This window comes from Marinactinospora endophytica (genome assembly GCF_054780875.1).
In genome coordinates this window covers 1-19,638 of sequence record NZ_BAAGVM010000018.1, presented here as the reverse complement: position 1 = coordinate 19,638, position 19,638 = coordinate 1, and the positions used below count along the sequence as shown (strand labels likewise).

At 74.2% G+C, this 19,638-nt stretch carries 17 protein-coding genes; 11 read left to right on the top strand and 6 right to left on the bottom strand.

The features are described from left to right. The first annotated feature begins 419 nt into the window (after positions 1-419). The 7 genes from entS (ACYVHU_RS24940) to ACYVHU_RS24910 all read left to right on the top strand — a co-directional run bounded on the left by entS (ACYVHU_RS24940) (position 420) and on the right by ACYVHU_RS24910 (position 6,812). On the top strand, positions 420-1,649 hold the full coding sequence (entS, locus tag ACYVHU_RS24940) for an enterobactin transporter EntS (protein ID WP_078764040.1): 1,230 nt from the start codon (positions 420-422) through the stop codon (positions 1,647-1,649). Between the two features lie 163 nt (positions 1,650-1,812). Continuing rightward, positions 1,813-2,025, top strand: a complete 213-nt coding sequence (locus tag ACYVHU_RS24935; RefSeq protein WP_498949627.1) for an MbtH family protein — start codon at positions 1,813-1,815, stop codon at positions 2,023-2,025. Positions 2,026-2,185: 160 nt separating this feature from the next. Beyond that, positions 2,186-2,596, top strand: a complete 411-nt coding sequence (gene panD, locus ACYVHU_RS24930; protein WP_078764038.1) for an aspartate 1-decarboxylase — start codon at positions 2,186-2,188, stop codon at positions 2,594-2,596. A 96-nt stretch (positions 2,597-2,692) separates the two neighbouring features. Beyond that, the gene (gene entS, locus ACYVHU_RS24925; protein WP_498949625.1) at positions 2,693-4,018 is read left to right on the top strand and encodes an MFS transporter; all 1,326 of its coding nucleotides are present in this window, start codon (positions 2,693-2,695) and stop codon (positions 4,016-4,018) included. Between the two features lie 69 nt (positions 4,019-4,087). Beyond that, positions 4,088-4,906, top strand: coding sequence for a siderophore-interacting protein (locus ACYVHU_RS24920; RefSeq protein WP_432939935.1), 819 nt, complete (start codon positions 4,088-4,090; stop codon positions 4,904-4,906). A 263-nt stretch (positions 4,907-5,169) separates the two neighbouring features. Next, a complete protein-coding gene (locus ACYVHU_RS24915; RefSeq protein WP_432941715.1) occupies positions 5,170-5,469 on the top strand; it encodes a hypothetical protein in 300 nt (99 codons plus the stop codon). A 71-nt stretch (positions 5,470-5,540) separates the two neighbouring features. Next, the gene (locus ACYVHU_RS24910; RefSeq protein WP_498949623.1) at positions 5,541-6,812 is read left to right on the top strand and encodes an MFS transporter; all 1,272 of its coding nucleotides are present in this window, start codon (positions 5,541-5,543) and stop codon (positions 6,810-6,812) included. Between the two features lie 21 nt (positions 6,813-6,833). Here ACYVHU_RS24910 and ACYVHU_RS24905 read toward each other — a convergent pair whose 3' ends face one another. The 4 genes from ACYVHU_RS24905 to ACYVHU_RS24890 all read right to left on the bottom strand — a co-directional run bounded on the left by ACYVHU_RS24905 (position 6,834) and on the right by ACYVHU_RS24890 (position 12,348). Further along, positions 6,834-7,700: a (2Fe-2S)-binding protein gene (locus ACYVHU_RS24905; RefSeq protein ID WP_078764034.1), complete on the bottom strand. Its 867-nt coding sequence runs from the start codon at positions 7,698-7,700 to the stop codon at positions 6,834-6,836. Between the two features lie 198 nt (positions 7,701-7,898). Beyond that, complete coding sequence (locus ACYVHU_RS24900) at positions 7,899-9,071, bottom strand: JmjC domain-containing protein (protein ID WP_078764033.1); 1,173 nt, start codon at positions 9,069-9,071, stop codon at positions 7,899-7,901. Between the two features lie 247 nt (positions 9,072-9,318). Beyond that, entirely contained in the window at positions 9,319-11,391 is a 2,073-nt protein-coding gene (locus ACYVHU_RS24895; RefSeq protein WP_078764032.1) for a prolyl oligopeptidase family serine peptidase, read from the bottom strand. Positions 11,392-11,604: 213 nt separating this feature from the next. Continuing rightward, positions 11,605-12,348, bottom strand: a complete 744-nt coding sequence (locus ACYVHU_RS24890; protein ID WP_078764031.1) for a 4'-phosphopantetheinyl transferase family protein — start codon at positions 12,346-12,348, stop codon at positions 11,605-11,607. A gap of 233 nt (positions 12,349-12,581) precedes the next feature. Here ACYVHU_RS24890 and ACYVHU_RS24885 point away from each other — a divergent pair, with 233 nt between their 5' ends. The 4 genes from ACYVHU_RS24885 to ACYVHU_RS24870 all read left to right on the top strand — a co-directional run bounded on the left by ACYVHU_RS24885 (position 12,582) and on the right by ACYVHU_RS24870 (position 15,511). Then, complete coding sequence (locus ACYVHU_RS24885) at positions 12,582-12,752, top strand: hypothetical protein (protein ID WP_159457313.1); 171 nt, start codon at positions 12,582-12,584, stop codon at positions 12,750-12,752. Continuing rightward, positions 12,746-13,522 carry a ThuA domain-containing protein gene (locus ACYVHU_RS24880; RefSeq protein ID WP_235001195.1) on the top strand — a complete coding sequence of 259 codons (777 nt, stop codon included), beginning with the start codon at positions 12,746-12,748 and terminating at the stop codon, positions 13,520-13,522. Before ACYVHU_RS24885 ends, ACYVHU_RS24880 begins: the two co-directional genes overlap by 7 nt. A 171-nt stretch (positions 13,523-13,693) precedes the next feature. Continuing rightward, the gene (locus tag ACYVHU_RS24875; RefSeq protein ID WP_078764030.1) at positions 13,694-14,500 is read left to right on the top strand and encodes a DeoR/GlpR family DNA-binding transcription regulator; all 807 of its coding nucleotides are present in this window, start codon (positions 13,694-13,696) and stop codon (positions 14,498-14,500) included. A gap of 237 nt (positions 14,501-14,737) precedes the next feature. After that, entirely contained in the window at positions 14,738-15,511 is a 774-nt protein-coding gene (locus tag ACYVHU_RS24870) for a polyprenol monophosphomannose synthase (RefSeq protein ID WP_078764029.1), read from the top strand. An 8-nt stretch (positions 15,512-15,519) separates the two neighbouring features. On the opposite strand, the gene ACYVHU_RS24865 is transcribed toward ACYVHU_RS24870, so the two are convergent. Together ACYVHU_RS24865 and ACYVHU_RS24860 are read right to left on the bottom strand one after the other, a co-directional pair. Further along, positions 15,520-16,911: an FAD/NAD(P)-binding protein gene (locus ACYVHU_RS24865; protein ID WP_078764028.1), complete on the bottom strand. Its 1,392-nt coding sequence runs from the start codon at positions 16,909-16,911 to the stop codon at positions 15,520-15,522. Between the two features lie 182 nt (positions 16,912-17,093). Next, positions 17,094-19,638: ABC transporter permease (locus ACYVHU_RS24860; protein ID WP_498949620.1), on the bottom strand; the 2,545-nt coding region annotated here is incomplete at its 5' end.

Genomic DNA, 19,638 nt, shown 5'->3' with positions numbered 1-19,638 from the left:
GGGGGATCTCCTCGTTTCGGGTGCTCAGGGGGTGGCGCCGTGGGGGTCGTCGTCCGCTGCCGGGGCTCCGATCCCCGGCGGGGCGGCGCCGGTCCAAACCTATGGCGCCGTGCTGTTACCCGTCGAACCAGGAGATCGGATTGTTAATCGAATTAACAGGATAAGGGGTGTGATCTTGTGGCAGGTACGAAAAACGCTTTTCGGCCGATGGTGGACATTCTTATCGTGTGAATCATGCGGAGATATGCCTCTCCTGTGTCTTTTCGGGAGTAATGCCGTATTCATCGGTGTCTTCGCTCGTCCTGGCGGGAAAGCGGGACCCGCGTCTGGTACGAAGGACCGGGCGCGGGCCGCCTTCCGGCGGATCGCCGAGTCGCGCCCGCCGGGCCGCGCCCGGCCCGACCGCGAGGAGCTGCGCCGTGCCCCTGGCCCGCCTGGTCATCGACCTGAGTCCGTTGCGTTCCAGCGGCCCGTTCCGCGTCCTGTTCGCGGTGCGGGTGGTGTCGCTGTTCGCTGGCGGGTTCCGGCTGGTCGCGCTGCCGATCCAGGTCTACGCCATGACGGGCTCGTCGTTCCTGGTGGCCAGCGTCGGCATCGTCAACGGCGTGGCGAGCTTCGGGGGCACCCTCGTCGGCGGGCTGCTCGCCGACCGGTGGGACCGGCGCCGCCTGATCGTGGCCGCGGCCGTCATCGAGGTGGGGGTCCTGGCGTTGTTCGCGGTCAACGCCTACCTGCCCGCACCCTCCCTCGGCCCGATCTACCTGGGCGCGGCGGTCAACGGCGTGGCGGGGACGGCGGGCCTCATCGCCCAGCAGGCGGCCGTCCCCGCGCTGGTGGGGGCGTCGCGGGTGGCCGCGGCCGGCGCGCTGTTCGCGGTGACCGCGCAGTTCGGCGCGATGGCGGCGCCCGCGCTGGGCGGGGTGGCGATCTCGGCGTGGGGCGTGGGGCCGGGCTACGCGGGCACGGCGGTCATCGCCGCCGGGTGCGCCGTGGCGGTGGCGTTCCTGCCGCCGTTGCGTCCGGCGCGCGGGACGCAACGGACCTCGGCGCCGGCCGACGTCGTGGAGGGGCTCGCCTTCGTGCGGCGGGATCCGCTGGTGCGCCCGCTGCTGGTGCTGGGGTTCGCCCAGGTGCTGTTCACGACGCCGCTCGCGCTGGTCCCGGAGTTCACCGACCGGGTGCTCGGCGGCGGTGCCGCGCTGGCCGGGCTGCTCTACACCGCTCCGGCGATCGGCGCGCTGCCGGCGTCGCTGACCAGCGGGTGGACCTCGCACGTGCGCGGGGGCGGCCCGGTCGTGCTGGGCGCGGTGGCGCTGTGCGGTGTGGCGGTGACCGCCCTGGGGGCGAGCGGCGGCGCGGTGGCGGCGTTCGCGGCGCTGCTCCTGCTGGGCTGCGGGCAGGCGATCGAGGAGATCCTGCGCTACGCGCTGATCCAGCGGCACACCCCCGACGCCCTGCGGGGACGGGTGACCGCGGCGTGGACCGCCCAGGCGACGGTGGGCGGGTCGCTGGGGGCGACCGGGCTGGGCGTGGCGGCGGCACTGGCCGGGCCCGCCGTGGCGCTGGTGGTCAGCGGGCTGTTGTGCGTGGCGGCGACCGTCGCGGTCGCCGTGACCGAGCCCGGGTTGCGCGCCCGCGGGGCCGGGTGAGGCGTCCGGCCCGAGACGGCCGGACGCGGACGGTGTGCGCTCCCTCACCGTGGGGAACGAGGCAAGGGGTGGTGCGCGAGCCCCCGGACCTCTAAAGTGCTCAGGTAAGCCTTTCCTTGCAAAGGTTAGCCTTTCCTCACTCACCCTCCGGGAAGGGGATCCCATGAGCAACCCGTTCGACGACGCCGACGGCACGTTCCTGGTGCTGGTCAACCACGAGGAACAGCACTCCCTGTGGCCGGAGTTCGCCGAGGTGCCGGAGGGCTGGACCGTCGTCCACGGCCCCGCGTCCCGCGACGAGGCGCTCGCCTACGTCAACACGCACTGGACCGACCTGCGCCCCAAGAGCCTGCGGGTGGCCATGGGAGAGGTGTGAGCCCCCCGTGCCCGGGCGAACGGCGTCCACGCCCGGGCACGGGGCACCCCGGTGCGCGCGCACCCCGCCGCGAGCCCGATCATGGAATGCCGCGGGACGAGAACGTGGTCCCGCGGCGTTCCCTCCGGGAACGCCCTCCGATCCCGAAAGAGGACGCGACGTGCAGCGCACACTGCTCAACGGAAAGATCCACCGGGCCACGGTGACCCAGGCCGACCTGCACTACGTCGGCTCCATCACGATCGACGCCGACCTGATGGAGGCCGCCGACCTCGTCGACGGCGAGCAGGTCCACGTCGTCGACATCGACAACGGCAACCGGCTGGTCACCTACGCCATCACCGGCGAGCGGGGCAGCGGCGTGATCGGCATCAACGGCGCCGCCGCCCACCTGGTCCACCCCGGCGACCTGGTGATCATCATCTCCTACGCCGTCGTGGACGAGGCCGAGCGCGCCGCCCACCGGCCCAAGGTGGTCCACGTGGACGGCGCCAACCGCATCGTCGCGCTCGGCGCCGACCCCGCCGAGCCGGTGCCCGGATCCGACCAGGTGTCCGGCGCCGCGCGCTGAGTCACGGCCGGCGGGGCGGCGCCGGCGCGGCCCCGGGCCCCGCCCGGGTTGCCCTCCGCCCTTCCCCGGCCCGTCCGGGCCGACGTCTGGAGACCCGTGAGACCGGCCAACCTCGTCATCGACCTCAGTCCGCTGCGCGCCAGCCGGGACTTTCGCATCCTGTTCACCGCCCGCCTGGTGTCACTGTTCGGGATCGGGTTCACCACGGTGGCCCTGCCGTTGCAGGTCTACGGATTGACGGGGTCGTCGCTGCTGGTGGCCTCGGTGAGCACGGCCACGGGCGTCTCGGCGATGTGCGGCACCCTCGTCGGCGGGCTGCTCGCCGACCGCTGCGACCGGCGGCTGCTGATCATCACGGGCCGCGCCGCCGGGACGCTCGCCTTCACCCTGCTGGCGGTGAACAGCCTGGTCCCCGACCGCCCCTCGCTCGCCGTCATCTACGCCTGCGCCGTGCTCAACGGCCTGCTGGGGACGCTCAGCGCCGTGGCGTTGCAGGCCGCGGCGCCGGGGTTGGTGGGGCGGGAACGGCTCGCGGCGGCGGGCGCCCTGCTCGCGCTGACCAGCGAACTCGGCGCGGTCGCCGCGCCGGCCCTGGGCGGCGTGGTCATCGCCGCGTGGGGGTTCGGCGTCAACTACGCCGTCACCGCGGCCGCCTCCGCGGTGACGACGGCCCTGGTGTGCCTGCTTCCCCGCCTGCATCCGGGGGCGCAGGCGGGGCGGGGCTCGATCGCCTCGGCCGTGGCCGAGGGGGTGCGCTTCGCGGTCCGGCATCGCGTCGTCGGGCCGTTGCTGCTGCTCGGTTTCGTGCAGCTGCTGTTCGCGGCGCCGCTCGTGCTCGTCCCGGAGTTCACCGACCGGGTGCTGGGGGGTGACGAGACCCTGGCCGGGCTGCTCTACACCGCTCCGGCGGTCGGCGCCCTGGCCGGCTCGCTGACCAGCGGCTGGACCGGACGGGTGCGCCGCGCCGGGCTGTTCCTGCTCGTGGCGTCGGCGGTCTCGGGCCTGGCCGTGCTGGGGTTCGGGTTGAGCGCGGCCCCGCTGGCCGCGCTGGCGGCGCTCGCCCTGCTCGGCCTGGGCCAGGTGGTCGAGGAGATCCTGCGCTACGCGCTGCTCCAGTCGCACACCCCCGACGCGCTTCGGGGGCGGGTCAACAGCGTCTGGTCGGCGCAGGCGACCGTGGGGGGATCGCTGGGGGCGATGACGTTGGGCGCGCTCGCCCCGCTGGTGGGGCCGGGCGCGGCGATCGCCCTGGGCGGGGCGGTCACCATGGTGGCGGTCGGGGCGGTGGCGGCCCTGTTCCCGGCCCTGCGCCGGGCCGGGACGGCCGGCGACGCCGAGGACGACGGTCCCGCCGGAGGGGCGGTCGCGCGGGACGGAGGGGGAAGCAGCGGGCGCGGCACGTCCACCGTGCATGAGAGTTAGCTGAGGCTAAGCTAAGATCGCGTCAACGGTCCGGCCCGGGCCGTGCCGACGATCGGAGGAGCGTGCTCGATGGCCCTCGCCCAGCGTGAGATCCGTGTGGAGATGTACCCCTTGGCGCCCCGCGTGCTGGAAGTACGCTCGGCGCGGCGGATCACCCCCCGGATGATCCGCGTCGTGCTGGGGGGAGCCGACCTGGCGGACTTCCGCAGCGACAACTTCGCCGACCACGTCAAGCTGTGGTTCCCCGACGAGCGCACCGGCGAGCACGTCATGCCGGTCGTCGAGAACGACCGCGCGCTCAACTTCCGCGCCCCCGGAGCGCTCTACCGCGACTACACGGTCCGCCGCCACGACCCCGCCGCCCGCGAGCTGACCGTCGACTTCGTCGCCCACGACCACGGCCCGGCGGGGCGCTGGGCGCTGCGGGCCGAGCCGGGGCTGCGTCTGGGCGTGCTGGGACCACGGGGCACCGAGCACGTGCCGGCCGACTACGACTACCACGTGCTCGTCGCGGACGAGACCGCGCTGCCGGCCGCCGCCCGCCGTCTGGAGGAGCTGCCCGAGGGCGCGCGCGTCCACGCCTTCTTCGAGGTCGCCGACGCCGCCGAGGAGTCCTACATCGAGGCCCGCGAGGGGGTCTCGATCACCTGGCTGCACCGCGGTGACGCCGCGCCGGGGGACAGCGGCCTGCTCGAACGCGCGGTCCGCGGCTTCGACTTTCCCGAGGGCGAGGGCTTCGTCTGGGTCGCGGGCGAGGCCACGGCGCTGCGTCCGATCCGCCGCCACCTCAAGGAGCTCGGCTTCGTCAAGGACCGCACCATGGCGGTCGACGGCTACTGGCGGCGCGGTACCGCCAACCTCGACCACCACGCCGCCGACGACGAGTAGGCGTCGCGCCGGCGGCCCCTCCGCGGCCCGGGAGCCCTATCGGCCGCCCGGGTCCGCGAACCGGGCCGGCACCGGCCCCGACACCGGCCGCTGACCGGTTCCGGCCTGATCGGGCAGGAGATGGCCACCCGCGTCTTCCCCCGCGCGCTCCTCCGTGTGAGGCTGAGTGCGGTGCGGACCTCCCGAGAGCGGAAGGGAACGCGGGTGAGCGTGGTCGTGACGAACCGGGAAACGGGGCCGTGGCCGGCGCGACGGTCACCGCGATGACGGCGGGCGGGCCGCAGGAACGCCCGTCCCACGACGGGCCCGAACGCTTCGACCCCGACCGCTGGCGGGTCGCCGCCCACATCGAATGGCAGAAACAGGGGACCTGGCTGGTCATGTGGGGCGCCTACACCCGGCGCTACTGGGCCTTCGCCCGTTGGCCCGTCCCCGAGGGCGGCGCCGTGGTCTCCGCGGCCGACCCCGACACCCTCTACGGCGAGATGCGCGACGTCGAGCGCCGTCACGGCTTCCTGCGGTGGCGGTACGGCCGCGGCAGAGGGAGCGGCACCCGTCGCTAACCGGCGTTTCGCTACGATCATCCCGCTATCGGACATGGCGGGAGGAACATGGACACCTGGTACGGGCCTCGATGAGCGCGCCGACGGCGATGGACCTCGCCCGTCTGCAACGACGCACGCTCGTCACGCTGGCGCTGGCCCAGACCATCGGCGGAGTGGGCGTCGGTTCGGCGTTGAGCGTGGGCGGGCTGATCGCCGAGGAGCTGACCGGCTCGTCGTCGTGGGCCGGTACCGCCACGACGACGATCACGCTCGGCGCCGCCCTCTTCGCCCTGCCGCTCGCGGGACTGGCGGCGCGCAGGGGACGCCGCGCCGGCCTGGGAACGGGCTGGTTCGCCGCCGCGCTGGGCGGGGCGGTCGCGGTCGCGGGCGCCTCCTTCGCCTCCTTCCCCCTCTTCCTGGTCGGCATGGCGCTGTTCGGCTCGGGCAGCGCCACCGGCCTGCAGTCGCGCTACGCCGCCGCGGACCTGGCCGGTGAACGGACCAGGGGACGCGACCTGTCCATCGTGGTGTGGGCGACGACGGTGGGCTCGGTCGCCGGCCCCAACCTGACCGGCCCCGGCGGGGTCCTGGCCGCCCGGGTCGGCCTTCCCGAGCTGGTGGGACCGCTGCTCTTCGCCACGGCCGGCTTCCTCGCCGCCGGCCTGCTCACCCTCGTCCTGCTGCGTCCGGATCCGCTGTTGACCGCGCGCCGTCTCGCCGGCGCGCCGGCGCGGTCCCCGCGCCGTGGCTCCCCGCGCGCGGCCTGGCGGCTCGTCGCGCGCACGCCCCGGGCGGCGCTGGCCATGGCGGGCATGGCGCTCTCCCACGCCGTCATGGTCATGGTCATGACCATGACCCCGGTGCACATGGCGCACGGCGGCGCGGAGCTCAACGTCATCGGCCTGACCATCAGCCTGCACATCGCGGGCATGTACGCGCTGTCGCCGGTGGTGGGCCGGCTCGCCGACCGCCTGGGCCGCGTCCCCGTGCTGGTGGCGGGGCAGGCGATCCTGCTCTGCTCCACCGTGGTGTCCGGCCTGGCCGGTCACTCCCACGCCGTGACGACTGTGGGACTGGTGCTGCTGGGGCTGGGGTGGTCCTTCGCCCTGGTGTCGGCCTCGACGCTGCTCGCCGAGTCCCTGGAGGCCGACCGGCGGGCGGACGCGCAGGGCCTGTCCGACCTGGTCATGAACCTGTGCGGGGCGGGCGGCGGAGCCCTGTCGGGCGTGCTGGTCGGCGCGTACGGGTTCGGGACCCTCAACGCGGTCGCGGCGACCCTGACCGTTGTGGTGGTCGTGTTCGCGGCGCGCACGTGGAGGCTGTCGCGCGCTGAGGCGGGGGAGCCGGCCGGTCGGGACTGAGGTGGTCGCCCCGTCCCGGTCTCAGGGGGCCAGGGCGGGGTTGCGGATCCACTCGCGCAGTTCGGCGCGCCGATCGCTGTCGCACTTGAGCGGGCAGGTGGTGCAGTACCCGTGCTCGGGGTCGCCCTTGTAGTCGAAGCAGCAGGTGCCGCGCACGGCCCAGGTGCCGCGCGGGTGGTTCTCGTAGAAGGGGAAGAGCCGTGGGCGGGCGCGGGTGACGGCGCCCGCCGAGATGAGGGCGTCGCCGAGCCGGTCGGCGCGCCTCCACGCCGCCTCGGCGTCGCGGCCCAGGAAACGGGCCGGGTTGAGCATGTAGAAGTGCATCGTGTCGAGCACCCAGCCCCACAATGTGCGCAGGCCGGCGCGGGTGTGGGCGTGCAGGGCGTCGAGGATGGGCGCGAAGGCGCGGAACAGGTGTTCGGCGGCGATCCGGTCGAGCTCCCCGGCGTCGGCGACGACCACCGCGTCGGGGTGGTCGGCGAAGGGATCGCCGGCCGGCACCGCGACCTTCGCCCCGGTCAACGTCGGCACGCCGAAGGTGGCGTCGGCGTGCCAGGGGAACCACAGCCGCGTGCCGTCCAGGAGCGGGGCGCGCCCGGTGAGGTAGATCCCGGCCGAGACCAGGAAGATGGGCTCGCGCAGCAGCGCGCGCATGAAGTGGGTGGTGGCCGGCAGCCGGTGGTGGGGGCCGTGGTGGGCGGTGAGCTGGTCGAACAGCGTGCCCACGGCGCCCTGGGCCGCCATGAGGTCGGCGCGGTACCAGTGTTCGGCGCCGGGGCGGCGGCAGCCCTGGGTGACGCCGGGAACGCGCAGGTCGGGCAGTGGCGCGAACTTGAGGGGGGCACAGGCATCCACCACCGTCTGGAGCGGATGATGCGGGTGTGCCATGCGCGGATCGCCTTTCCTGCCGCCGGTGCCGGGCGCGCGGTGGCGCGGTGTCGGTTCCAGGGAGACGGCGCCGTCCGGGTGGACGGCGTTGGCCCCCGTTGTTAACTGAGGCTACCCTAACCGATCATCGCGTGGCAATCACGTCACGCCCGCCCGACCGCCGCGACCTGCGGCGCCGCCCGGGGCGGCGAGCCCCCTTCAACGGCCGCCCACCACCACCAGATGGTGCCGCGCCAATACCCTGACCAGGTCGGCCACCGTCGCCGAGGGAAGCGCGCAGCGTTCGGCCAGCTCGGCGACTGTCGCCGAACGCGTCCGCCCCAGTTCGGCCAGCACCGGCGCGGCGGCGGCCGGCAGACGGTAACGGCGTCCCGCGACGGTCAGCGCGACCTTGTCCCCCTCCTCCTCCAGCCGGGGCGGCAGGATGGGCGCGTACTCCACGCGGTTGTCGGGGCCGGGGGGCGTGTCCTCCACCGCCCAGGGCAGCGAGAACGAGCGCCTGCGCGGAAAACGCGCGTCCCGTTCGGCGAGGAAGGCGTCGAGGTCGTGCCGTTCGGCGAGGTCGACCAGCCGGCTCACCAGCTCGTGGTGGTGCTTGCGCCGCTCCTCGGGGGTGGCGAAGCGGGGCAGGTCCCGGCGCATCGCCTCGACGTCGTGCAGCCGGTCCAGCAGCGAGCGCACCCAGTCCACCCCCGTGGCCCGGGTGAACCCGAAGGTCAGGTGCATGCTGACGGTCCCCGCGCCGGTGACGGTGTGCCACCAGCCCCGCGGCACGTGCAGCACCTGTCCCGGACGTAGCGTCCCCTCCCAGACCACCCCGTCGGGAGGCGTGTGGGAGTGGTCGGTGTCGACCTTCATCGGATAGGGGCGCGATCCCTGGCCGTGGACCTGCCAGGACTTGGCGCCGGCGACCTGCACGATGAAGGTGTCGTGGTCGTCCCAGTGGGTGTCGAAGCCGTGCGAGTCGCCCCAGATCAAATAGAGGTTGACCTGGACCTGTTCTCGGACCAGCCGCATCAGGTCGTCGGCGGCGGCGCGGATGGGCGGGTGCAGGCGGTCGATCCCGTCGAGCACCAGGCTCGCCCCCTCGCGCAGCTCCCGGTACAGGTCCTCCGGCCTGACCCGCGTCTCGCCGGCTCCCGACGTCGCGTAGCGCGCGGCGGGGACCGGCCGGCCCTCCCGGTGCAGGCGCAGCCGCGGCGGCCCCAGGGGCCGGGTGGACAGCAGCTCGCCCAGGGCCTCGAAGTCCAGCAGCGGCGCGACCGCCCCGGCCCCGATGTCGGCGAAGACGAACTCCTCCGACAGCCGGGAGGACAGCAGGTCCGCGCCGACGGCGGCGCGCAGCGTCTCGGTGAACAGGCGGTCGGTCACGGGCACTCCTCCACGGTCACCGGGGTGGAACGGGCGGGGCCCGGCCGCGGACGGGTGTACGCGGCCGGGCGTCAGGGGATCTAGATGAAGTCGGAGCTGGAGTCCGTGCCGTCGCTGTCGCCGCCCGCGGTGATGTCCCGCGAGGTGACCTCGGCGAGGTCCTCGACCTCGACCTCGAACTGGTTCGGGTCCATGGTGTTCACCTCTCTTCCTGTGGGGAGTGGGCGGTCCCGGTCCCGAGCGGTGCTCAGCGTGTCGGGGACAGCCCCGTATAGGCGGCGGCGAAGGCGTGCGCGTCCGCCGCCAGGTCGATGGCGCGCGTCACCGCGCGAGGGCCGTGGCCGACACCGCGCTCGTAGCGCAGCAGCACCGGACGGGTGCCGTCGGAGGAGGCGAGCAGCGCCGCGCACATCTTGCGCGGGTGGGCGGCGTCGGTACGGGTGTCCCCGTGGAACCCGGTGAGCAGCACGGCCGGATAGGCGCGGTCGCGGCCGGCCAGCGCGCGGTGGTAGGGCGAGTAGGACAGCAGCGCGGCGAAGTCGCCGGGATCGGCGACGGTGCCGAACTCCGCCGTCCACATCGCCCCCAGCCCCAGCCGTTCGAACCGCACCATGTCGGCCAGCGGGGCCGAGGCGATCACGGCGGCGCACACGTCGGGCCGTGACGTCGCGGCGGCCAGCACCAGCAGACCACCGGCCGAACCGCCCGACAGGCACAGCCCCTCGCGCCGGCACATCCCGGCCGCGACCAGCGCGTCCGCCGCGGCGAGCAGGTCCTCCACGGCGCGCGGCTTGCCGCGGCGGCTGCCGAGCAGGTGCCACTCGCGCCCGGCGTCCCCGCCGCCGCGCACGTGCGCCACCGCGTAGCGGCCCCCGGCGCGCAGCCAGGCCAGCACGGTCGCGGAGAAACCGAACTGGCGGGGACGGCCGAACCCGCCGTAGGCGTGCAGGATCGTGGGAGCGGGCGCGGTGAACCCGTTCAGCGAGAACACGGTCACGGGCAGGCGGGTGCCGTCGGCGGAACGACACCACTGGGTGCGTCGGCGCACCGGGGAGGCGGCGGCAGGCGGTCCGCCCCCCGGCCAGCGTCGAGGCCGCTCCCCGGGGCGATAGGTCAACACGATCTGCTGGGTGGCGACGTCGGCGTAACCGAAGTGGGCCGTGCCGTCGTCACCGGCGTCGAGGTGAGCGACCATGCCGTCGCCGGGGAGGGGGATCGGCCGGGGCGGCCGGGCGCCCGAGGGGTCGTGGGCCGACAGCTCGCTGACGCCCAGGCGGGTACGCGCCACCAGCAGCTCGACGGCGGCGCCGTCGGCGTGGACGACCGCGAAGCCGTCCAAGGTGGCGTCGGACTCCTCGGCGACCACCTCGCGCCAGTGCTCGGGGCCGGGACGGGCCGGGTCGGCGGCGCACACCCGTCGACGGGGCGCGCCCAGGGTGGTGCGCAGGTAGAGGGTCCCGTCAGGGCCGACGTCGGCCGCCGACTCCACGTCGGCGCCCACGTGGACGGGGCGTAGCCGCGGGGAGGACACCTCAGATTCGGCCAGGTCCGCGATCCACAGGTCGTTGCGGTGTCCGGTGCCGTGGCTCTCCGAGACCAGCAGCCAGCGGCCGTGGCGCAGCCGTATCCCCGGCACGGTGCGCGGCGCCTGGCAGGGGTGCACCAGCAGGTCGGGGCGCGCTTCGCGGGCGGCGACCTGGTGCAGCCACACGCCGCGCCGGCCGTCACCGTCGTCGCGGCGCACGTAGTAGAAGGCCGGGGCCGACGTCGAGGGCAGCCAGGCGACGTGGCTGTAGCGCACCCCTGATATGGGCTCCTCCACCGGCCGGCCGGTGCGCGCCGACAGCACCTGGAGTTCGCCGCGCTCGGTGCCGCCGCGTGAGGTCTGCACCGCGACCAGGGCGCCGTCGGGACTGGGCTCCCAGGAGTCCAGGGTCGTCGCCCCGCTGGGGTCGACGGCGGCGGGGTCGAACACGACGTGCTCGCGACCGTCCTCGACGCGGACCAGCCGGGGGTGTTCCGCGCCGGCCGCGCGCCGGGTGGCGAACACCGCGCCGCCGCGCCGGACCGGCGGCGTCCACAGATCGGTGGCGACCAGCTCGCGGATCTCCCGGGCCAGGTGGGGGCGCAGGGGCCAGTCCGCCACCGCCGCGTCGAACTCGCTCGCGCGTTCGGCGAGCCAGTCCCGCGTCGCCGGTGTGTCCGCCTCCTCCAGCCAACGGTAGGGGTCGGGGACCGTCACACCGTGCAGGATGTCGGCGGGGATCCGCCCGGGGCCGCCGTCACGGACGAGCCCGGGGCGGGCCGGCCGCGCGCTCACCCGAACGGCCCGACGCGGCGGGGCCGGGGAACGGTATGTGAGGGACGCGGAGGGGCAAAACGGCGGTCTCGCACGCTCCACATCCTTCAAGCGCCTTCTCGGAGCGGTCAAGTAACGGATGCCTCGCCCGAAAGGACACGACTGTCGCCCTCAGGCCATGTTTGACCCGCGAAACCGCAGAGAGGAGCGGACGTGCCGTTGCCCGCGCCGGGGTCAGCCCGCCGACAGCAGGGCCGCCGCGTCGTGGACGCGCACCCGCACCGGCCCCGGGGCCAGCAGCGCGAGCGCGGCCCGGTAGTCCTCTCCCGCCTCCAGGTCCTCCAGGGCGACGTCGGCCGGCGCGGCCGGGGAGTTCCACGACAGCACGGCCGCCGTCGTGTCCGGACCGCTGACCTCGACCGAGGTCAGCCCGCCGGCCAGCCCCTCGCCGGTGGCCTTCAGCAGGGCCTCCTTGCGGGCCCAGTAGGTGAAGAACCCCGAGACGCGCTCCCGGCCGGACAACGCCTTCAACGCCGCCTGCTCGGTCGGCGTCAGCACGTAGTCGCCAAGGCCGTCGATGTCGCGGGAGGCGCGGACCTCCTCGACGTCGACGCCCACGGGGACCTGCCGGGTCAGCGCGACCACGACGCGGCCGCCCGAGTGGCTGATGGAGATCTCCAGCCCGGCCGCGGGGCCGACGGGGTGGGGCTTGCCGTGCGGTTCGGGGCGGTCGCAGTGGCCGCAGCGCAGTTCGAACCCGACCTCCTCGGGGGCGCACCCGGCCTCCTCGGCGCACAGCAGGCGGGCGAGGGCGTGGGCGACGACGTAGCGGTCGCGGTCGGCGGCCTGCTGGTAGCGGGCGTGTCGACGGCGCTCCTCCTCGTCCAGGAGGGCGAGCAGGGCGGGGGAGGCCGCGGAGGGGGCGGCCCACCACACGTCGCAGGCCGGCGCGGTCACTGGGATGGTCACGGTCCCCATTGTGGCGGGTCGCCGGGACGGCTCCTCTCGCCGGTCCCCAGATGACCGAAGGCGGTCGAAGGGTGTCTGGAAGGTGGCGACATGTCAGGAAGGTGAGCTGGATATCGCCGATAACAGGGGTGTAACGCGGTGCCGCGCGGGGCATTCGTTCAGTGACCCCGCCAAAGGCCGGACCCGGTCGGCCGCATCGGTGAGGACACGGCATCCGGCCGCCGACGAGAAGAGGAGCTTCCGTGTCGATCATGGTCGTGTTCGGCTCCGCCGCCCTCGTAGCGTTGGCCCTGCTCGTCGCGCTCCTGTTCGCGGTCCTGCTGCTCGACTCCGAACCCCCCGTCCCCGACGACCCCTCCGACGAGGAGGCGGTCGACGAGACCCTCGCCTTCCACGGCGCCCGCTTTTGCTGAGCGGCGATCCGGCGCGCCCCGCGGCGCCCCTGCGCGTCACCGTCTGGAACGAGAACCTGCACGAGACCGCCGACGACACGGTCGCCCGCCGCTACCCCGACGGCATCCACGGCGCGGTGGCGGCGGCCCTGCGCGACCACCTGGGGCAGCGGGTCCGGCTGCGCACCGCGACGCTGCGCGAGCCCGACCACGGTCTGGGCGGGGAGGTCATCGACACGACCGACGTGCTGGTGTGGTGGGGGCACCTGGCCCACGACGAGGTCACCGACGAGGTCGTCGAGCGGGTGCGCCGGCGGGTGCTGGCCGGGATGGGGCTGGTCGTGCTCCACTCGGGCCACTACTCCCGGATCTTTCGCGCCCTGATGGGCACCACCTGTTCGCTGCGCTGGCGCAACGCGGCCGAGCGCGAGCTGGTCTGGACGGTGGCGCCCGGGCACCCGATCGCCCAGGGGGTGCCCGACCCCCTCGTCATCCCCGCCCAGGAGACCTACTCCGAGCCCTTCGACGTGCCGGCGCCCGAGGAGCTCGTGTTCATCAGCTCCTTCGCCGGCGGCGAGGTGTTCCGCTCGGGGTGCGCCTACCGGCGTGGCGCGGGTCGGATCTTCTACTTCGGCCCGGGCGACCAGGACTACCCCGTCTACCACCACCCCGACGTGCGGCGCGTTGTGGCCAACGCGGTGCTGTGGGCCGCGCCCGGCCCGCAGGGGGCGCGCGAGCCCGTCTCGGGCGAGGTCCCCGCCGGCTGGTTCGAACGGGGGCAGGGCGACTGAACAGGCCGCCGGGGCCGCCGCGTCCGCGTCATCCACCTCCGGGACCGGGCCGCCATCCCAGGGTCGGGCGGGGCAGGTGTCTGCTCCACGGATCGTTCCGTGCCGGTCTGACCGCTTATGATCGATGGGAACGGATGATCGCCCGGCGTCCTGCGGTCTGGAGAGGAAACGATGATCGGCGAGGGGAAGCCGGCGTTCGCCGCCGAACGCCGCGAGCGCATCCTGGAACTGGTCCGCGTGAACGGGGCCATGGCGTTGCGTGACATCGCCACCCAGGTCCGCGCTTCAGAGGTCACGGTCCGCCGGGACGTGCGCGCGCTGGAGGCCGAAGGGCTGATCGACCGGCGCAGGGGCGGTGCCGCGCTGCCCGGCCGGCTCGGCCAGGAGCAGAGCTACGCCCAGAAGACCCGCCAGGCCGCGCCGGAGAAGCTGGCCATCGCCAGGGCGGCGGCCCGGCTGGTCGAGGACGACGACGCCATTGTGCTCGGCCCGGGCAGCACCACCGAGGCGCTCGCGCGCGAACTGGTCGGCCGCCACGGGCTCACCGTCGTCACCAACTCGCTGCTCGTCGCGCAGGTGCTGGCGGCCGCGCCCGACGTGGACGTGGTGATGACCGGTGGGTCGTTGCGAGGGCCGACCCTGGCCCTGGTGGGGGCCGCCACCGAGCAGGCGCTGGCCGGGCTGCGGGTCCACCGCGCGTTCCTCTCGGGCAACGGGCTGTCCGCGGACCGGGGGCTGAGCACCCCCAATCCGGCCATGGCCAGCGTCGACCGCGCCCTGGTGGCCTGCGCCGAGGAGGCCGTCGTGCTCGCCGACCACACCAAGATCGGTGCCGACACCATGGTCCAGACCGTGCCGCCGGAGCACATCGCCCACCTGGTGACCGACAACCACGCCGACCCCGAGGTGCTGATGACCCTGGAGGAGATGGGGACCACGGTCCACGTCGCGGTGCTGGAGGTGGACCGCGGCGAGTGAGCGCCGTAGACCCGCCGCGTGCCTCCACGTCGCTTGGGGCGAGAAAGTTGCGATAATTGCGATGTCTGCCTGATTTGCGCGATCGGGGGCGCGACGACCGGTCTGTAACCGGGCGAGGGCATACGCTACCCGCTGACACCCCCGGGCCGGGGGGAGAGCGGAGGTGCTCCCGACGGGCGACCGGACGCCCGCGTCGCGCCGCACCCCGGCCGATCCACCAGCAACGGAGGCGCCCCCATGCCCACCCCGGTCACCCTGCCCGACCCCTGGTCCCGTGCCAGGATCAGCGTTGTCGTGCCCACCTACAACGAGGCCGACAACCTGCCCGAGCTGGCCGACCAGGTCCTGGCGCTGGGGCTGCCCAACCTGCGGTTGGTCATCGTCGACGACAACTCCCCTGACGGCACCGGTGACATCGCCGACGAGCTCGCCGCGTCCCACCCGGGCCGTGTCAGCGTGGTGCACCGCACGGCCAAGGACGGGCTGGGCCGCGCCTACGTCGCCGGCATGACCGCCGCGCTGGCCGACGGGGCCGACTACGTCGCCCAGATGGACGCCGACCTGTCCCACCCGCCGGGCTACCTGCCCCAGCTCCTGGGCACCCTGCTGTCCACCAACGCCGGCGTCGTCATCGGCAGCCGCTACGTCCCCGGCGGGAGCCTGTCACAGCAGTGGGGGGTGCGGCGCAGGCTGCTCAGCCAGTGGGCCAACGCCTACGTCAAGGCGATCCTGACGATGCCCATCCGCGACGTGACGGCGGGTTTCAAGGTCTGGCGCCGCGAGGCGCTGGAGAGCATCGACCTCCCCAGCATCCACAGCAGCGGCTACAGCTTCCAGGTCGAGATGCACTTCCGCGCCTACCGGCGCGGGCAGAAGATGGTCGAGATCCCGATCCACTTCGAGGACCGTCAGGAGGGGGCCAGCAAGATGGACCTGGCCGTCCAGGTGGAGTCGGCGGTCCGGCCGTTCCTGCTGCGCAGGCACGAGCGCGAGGTGCGCCGGACCCGCTGACCCGGAGGTCAGGGGACCACGGTGGGCTCGCCGCGCCGTCCGCGCAGCACCGTGTCGGCGATCCGCTGGGCCAATCGCTCGGCCTGGGCCCGGATCTCGGGCACCGCGGTCGTCTCGTAGAGCTGACCCCGGCGCAGCGGGCCCAGGGCGAACAGGTGACGGCTCACCCGGCCCGAGGGGGCGACCAGAGCCCCCCGCGGGCAGGTGTCCACTCCCAGGCCCAGGTGGTTGCGGCGGGCCAGGCCGTCGCCGAGCAGCGCCTGGACGAAGGGGTCGGAGCCGGGGGCCGAACCGGTGCAGTTGACGATCGTGTCGGCCTGGATCGAGGTCCCGTCCGACAGCACGGCGCGCAGCCCGGCCCCCGTGGGCTCGACCGAGGCGACGCGGCCGGTGTGCAGCCGCAGCCGTCCCCGCGCACGCAGCTCCTCCAGCCGGCGGGCCACCTCGGGGGCCATACGGTGTCGCGCGGGCTCCCAGTAACGGGAGAAGCGCCGCAGGAAGACCCGCTGCTCGGCGGGGGAGAGCCCCTGCCACAGCAGGGGGACGCTGGGGCGCAGCGAGTCGACCACGTGCCGCCAGTCGCCGGGGTGGACGTCGATCGCCGCGCGCACCCGCCGAACCAGCTCGCGCAACGGGAGCGGCCCCGACAGGTCGACCAGCCCGGGCGGCGCGATCAGCGGGAGCCGGTGGGGGTGAGGGAGCCGGCCACGCGCCGAGGTCGCGTGCACGACGGTCCCGGGGTGGGCGGCGGTCACCGACAGGGCCACGTCCACCGTGCTCAGCCCCGTGCCGATGGCCAGCACGGTCCGCCCCTCCGTCAGGCGCGCGGGGTCGCCGTGCGGGTGCCAGGGGTCGTCGACCACCCCGGCGGTTCCGGCGCACCCGGGTGGCGGCGAGGCCGGGGCGTTGCCGGTGGCGACGACCGCGGCCGCCACGGGCAGCCGCGTTCCGTCGGACAGGATCAGCACGACGCCCTGGTCACCGTCCTCGGCGCGTTCCACCCGGGCGGTGCGCAGGTGCACCTCGGCGTGGGGGGCGGCCCAGGCCGCCGTCTCGGCGAGGGTCTGGGCCAGGTAGTCGCCGTAGACGCGGCGGGGCAGGAAGGAGTCGTGAGCGCAGGCGTGACCGGCCGCGCGGGCCCAGGCGACCAGGTGGCCGGGCTGGTCGGGGAGGGCGGACATCGCCGCCGCGGGGGAGTTGAGCAGGTGCTGGTCGTCGCGGGTGGAGTAGGCCACCCCACGGGCGTGCCGACCGTGCTCGTCGAGTAGGACGATCCGGTAGCCCAGGCGCAGCCAGGTCGTCGTGCGCAGCAGTGCGATCGCGGTGAGCGTGGCGCTCGCGCCACCGCCGACGAAGGCGATGACCGGTCGGCGCTCGGGGTTCCTCGGCTCGCGGACCATGAAACCTACTCTATCGATCGGAATTAGGGGATTGCTGTCGCCGTCATGGAGACGGTCCCCTTCCGAATCTAGCCGTCCGCCCGGCACGGCGCACGCCGAAACCGCCTCCACGCGGGCGGAGGCGGTCGCGGCGGGGGACGGCGGCCCCGGGGCCGGGGGAAGGCCGGCCCCGGGACCCGGCGTCACTCCGCGGCGAGGCTCGCGGTGATCGATGCGCGCGCCGCCCGCCGCGCCGGCAGGATCGCCGACACCAGGCCGGCCAGCGCCGCGATCCCCACGAACAGGGCGATCCGCCCGACCGGCAGGGCGAACACCAGCCCCATGAGCGTGGCCTTGCCCGCGGCCCAGCCGAACAGCACGCCCAGCCCGATGCCCACGAGCGCGCCGGTCACGCAGACCAGGACCGCCTCGACGCCGATCATCCGGCGCAGCTGCCCCCGGGACAGGCCCAGGGCGCGCAGCAGCGCGGACTCGCGGGTGCGCTCCAGCACCGACAGGGCCATGGTGTTGGCGACGCCGAACACCGCGATGAGGATCGCCAGCCCCAGCAGCGCCGAGATGGCCAGGAAGGCGGTGTCCAGGGTGGTGGTGAACTGCTCCTTCACCTCGGCCGCGCCCTCCACGAGGACCGTCGGATGGTCGGCGATCGCGGCGTCCACGGCCGCGCGGATCTCGGCGGCCGAACTGGCGTCGGTGCCCTTGACGAACACCGTGCTGTCGGTCGTGGCCTCCGGGAAGGCGGCGGCGAAGTCCCGCTCGTCCATCGTCAGCCCCGGCAGCATCCCCATGTCGTCGGCGATCACGGCGACCCGGTAGTCCCGCTCGCCCTGCTCGGTCGTCAGGGACAGGGTGTCGTCCAGGCCGACCCCCAGACGCTCCGACGTGGCACGCGCCAGCGCGACCGAACCGGGACCCACATCGGCGAAGTCGCCCTCGGCCTCCTCACCGCCGATGTCCTCGCCCAGCTTCGCGCCGGGGTAGGCCAGCACGTCCACCGCCTCGTCCCCGTGCTCGGCCTGCGCCCTCCTCTCGGAGAAGATCGTGGCCACCTCCGGCGCGTCCGCGAGCTCCCGCCGCACCGAGGCGGGCACCCCCTGCTCCTCCTCGGTGTACTGCGTGCGCAGCAGGTAGTCCACCGGGAACTGCTCCTCCAGCTGCCGGGTGAGCGTGCGCTCCATCGACTCGGCGATGACCGAGTAGCCGGTGATGAGGGTCGCGCCGACGGTCAGGGCGATCATGGCGGTGGCGGCGCGGCGAGGGCTGCGCCGGGCGTTGCCGGCCGCCAGCATCCCGGCCACCCCGGTGCGGCGCAGCGGCACCTCCGCCAGGCGGACGAAGCCCCGCACCAGCAGGGGACCCAGGAGCACCACGGCGACGAAGGCGACCAGCCCGGAGGCGACCACCAGGATCATCCCCAGCTGGCTCGGCTCGTTGCGCAGAGCGTGGACCAGCATCGCCGCCGAGGCCAGCACCAGCAGCGTCGCCACCGCGATGCCCACCTTGCCGACCCCCTTGCCGGCGTCGGCGACCGCGCTGTCGCGCAGCGCCGCCAACGGGGGCACCCGGGTGGCGCGCAGCGCCGGAACCGTCGCCGACACCAGGGTCACCACCGTGCCCACGACCATGCCCACCACGATCGTGGTGGGGGTGATCAGCACGTCGGTGCGCAGCGCCGTCTCGGCCGCGGCCTGGCTGTCCATCTGGCCGGCACCCAGCCGGTAGCCGACGATGCCCAGTCCGACGCCGGCGGCGACGCCGAGCGCGGAGGAGAGCAGGCCGGTGACGAGGGCTTCGGTGAGGACGCCGCGGAAGACCTGGGCGCGGGTGGCGCCGGCGCAGCGGAGCAGGGCCGTCTCGCGGCGCCGTTGGGCGATGAGGATGGCGAAGGTGTTGTAGATGACGAGGGCGCCGACGAACACCGCGACCGCCGCGAACAGCAACAGCGCCATGGCCATGATGTCGGCCTGGGTCCCGGCGTTGGCGGCGTTCTCCTCGGCCAGCTCCTCACCGGTCATCGTCGTGTAGGCGTCCCCGACGGCGGCGGCCACCGCAGCCTCGACCTCGGTGGCGGGGGTCCCCTCGGTGCCGATCACGTCGATCTCACCGAAGTCGGCGACACCGGTCATGGCCTGGGCCGTCTCCGGATCGAAGGCGATCACGCCCCGGTAGCTCGCCTCCGGGTCCAGGCCGAAGTCGATCAGACCGACGACGGTGAACGCGCGGGGCTCCCCCTCGGGGTCGAGCACCTCGACCTCGTCGCCCACCGCGAAACCGCTCTGACGCGCGGTGGAGGTGGCCAGGGCGACCTCCTCCCCGTTCTCCGGCAACCGCCCCTCGGCGGCCTCGTAGCGGGCGACGTCGCCGCCCACGGAACGACCGGAGGTGGGCACGTAGCCGATCGCCCGGCCGTCGGCGTCCAGCAGCGGGGCGTCGCCCATGGTGACGCCCTGGGCCGCGGCCACCTCGGGCAGGTCGCGGACCTCACCGAGGAGGTCCTCGGTGATGGCGGCGGGCTCCTCTCCTTGCTCAAGACCCTCATGGGAGGGCAGGACGATCGTGTCCAGCCGGTCGGCCGACCCCATCACCTGGGTGCTGAAACTGTGGCGGAGGGTGTCGGTGAAGACGAGGGTGCCGGTGACGAACATGACGCCCAGCACGATGGCCAGGGCGGTGGTGAACAGGCGGCCCTTGTGCAGGCGCAGGCCGGCCAGGGTGGTGCGTAGCACG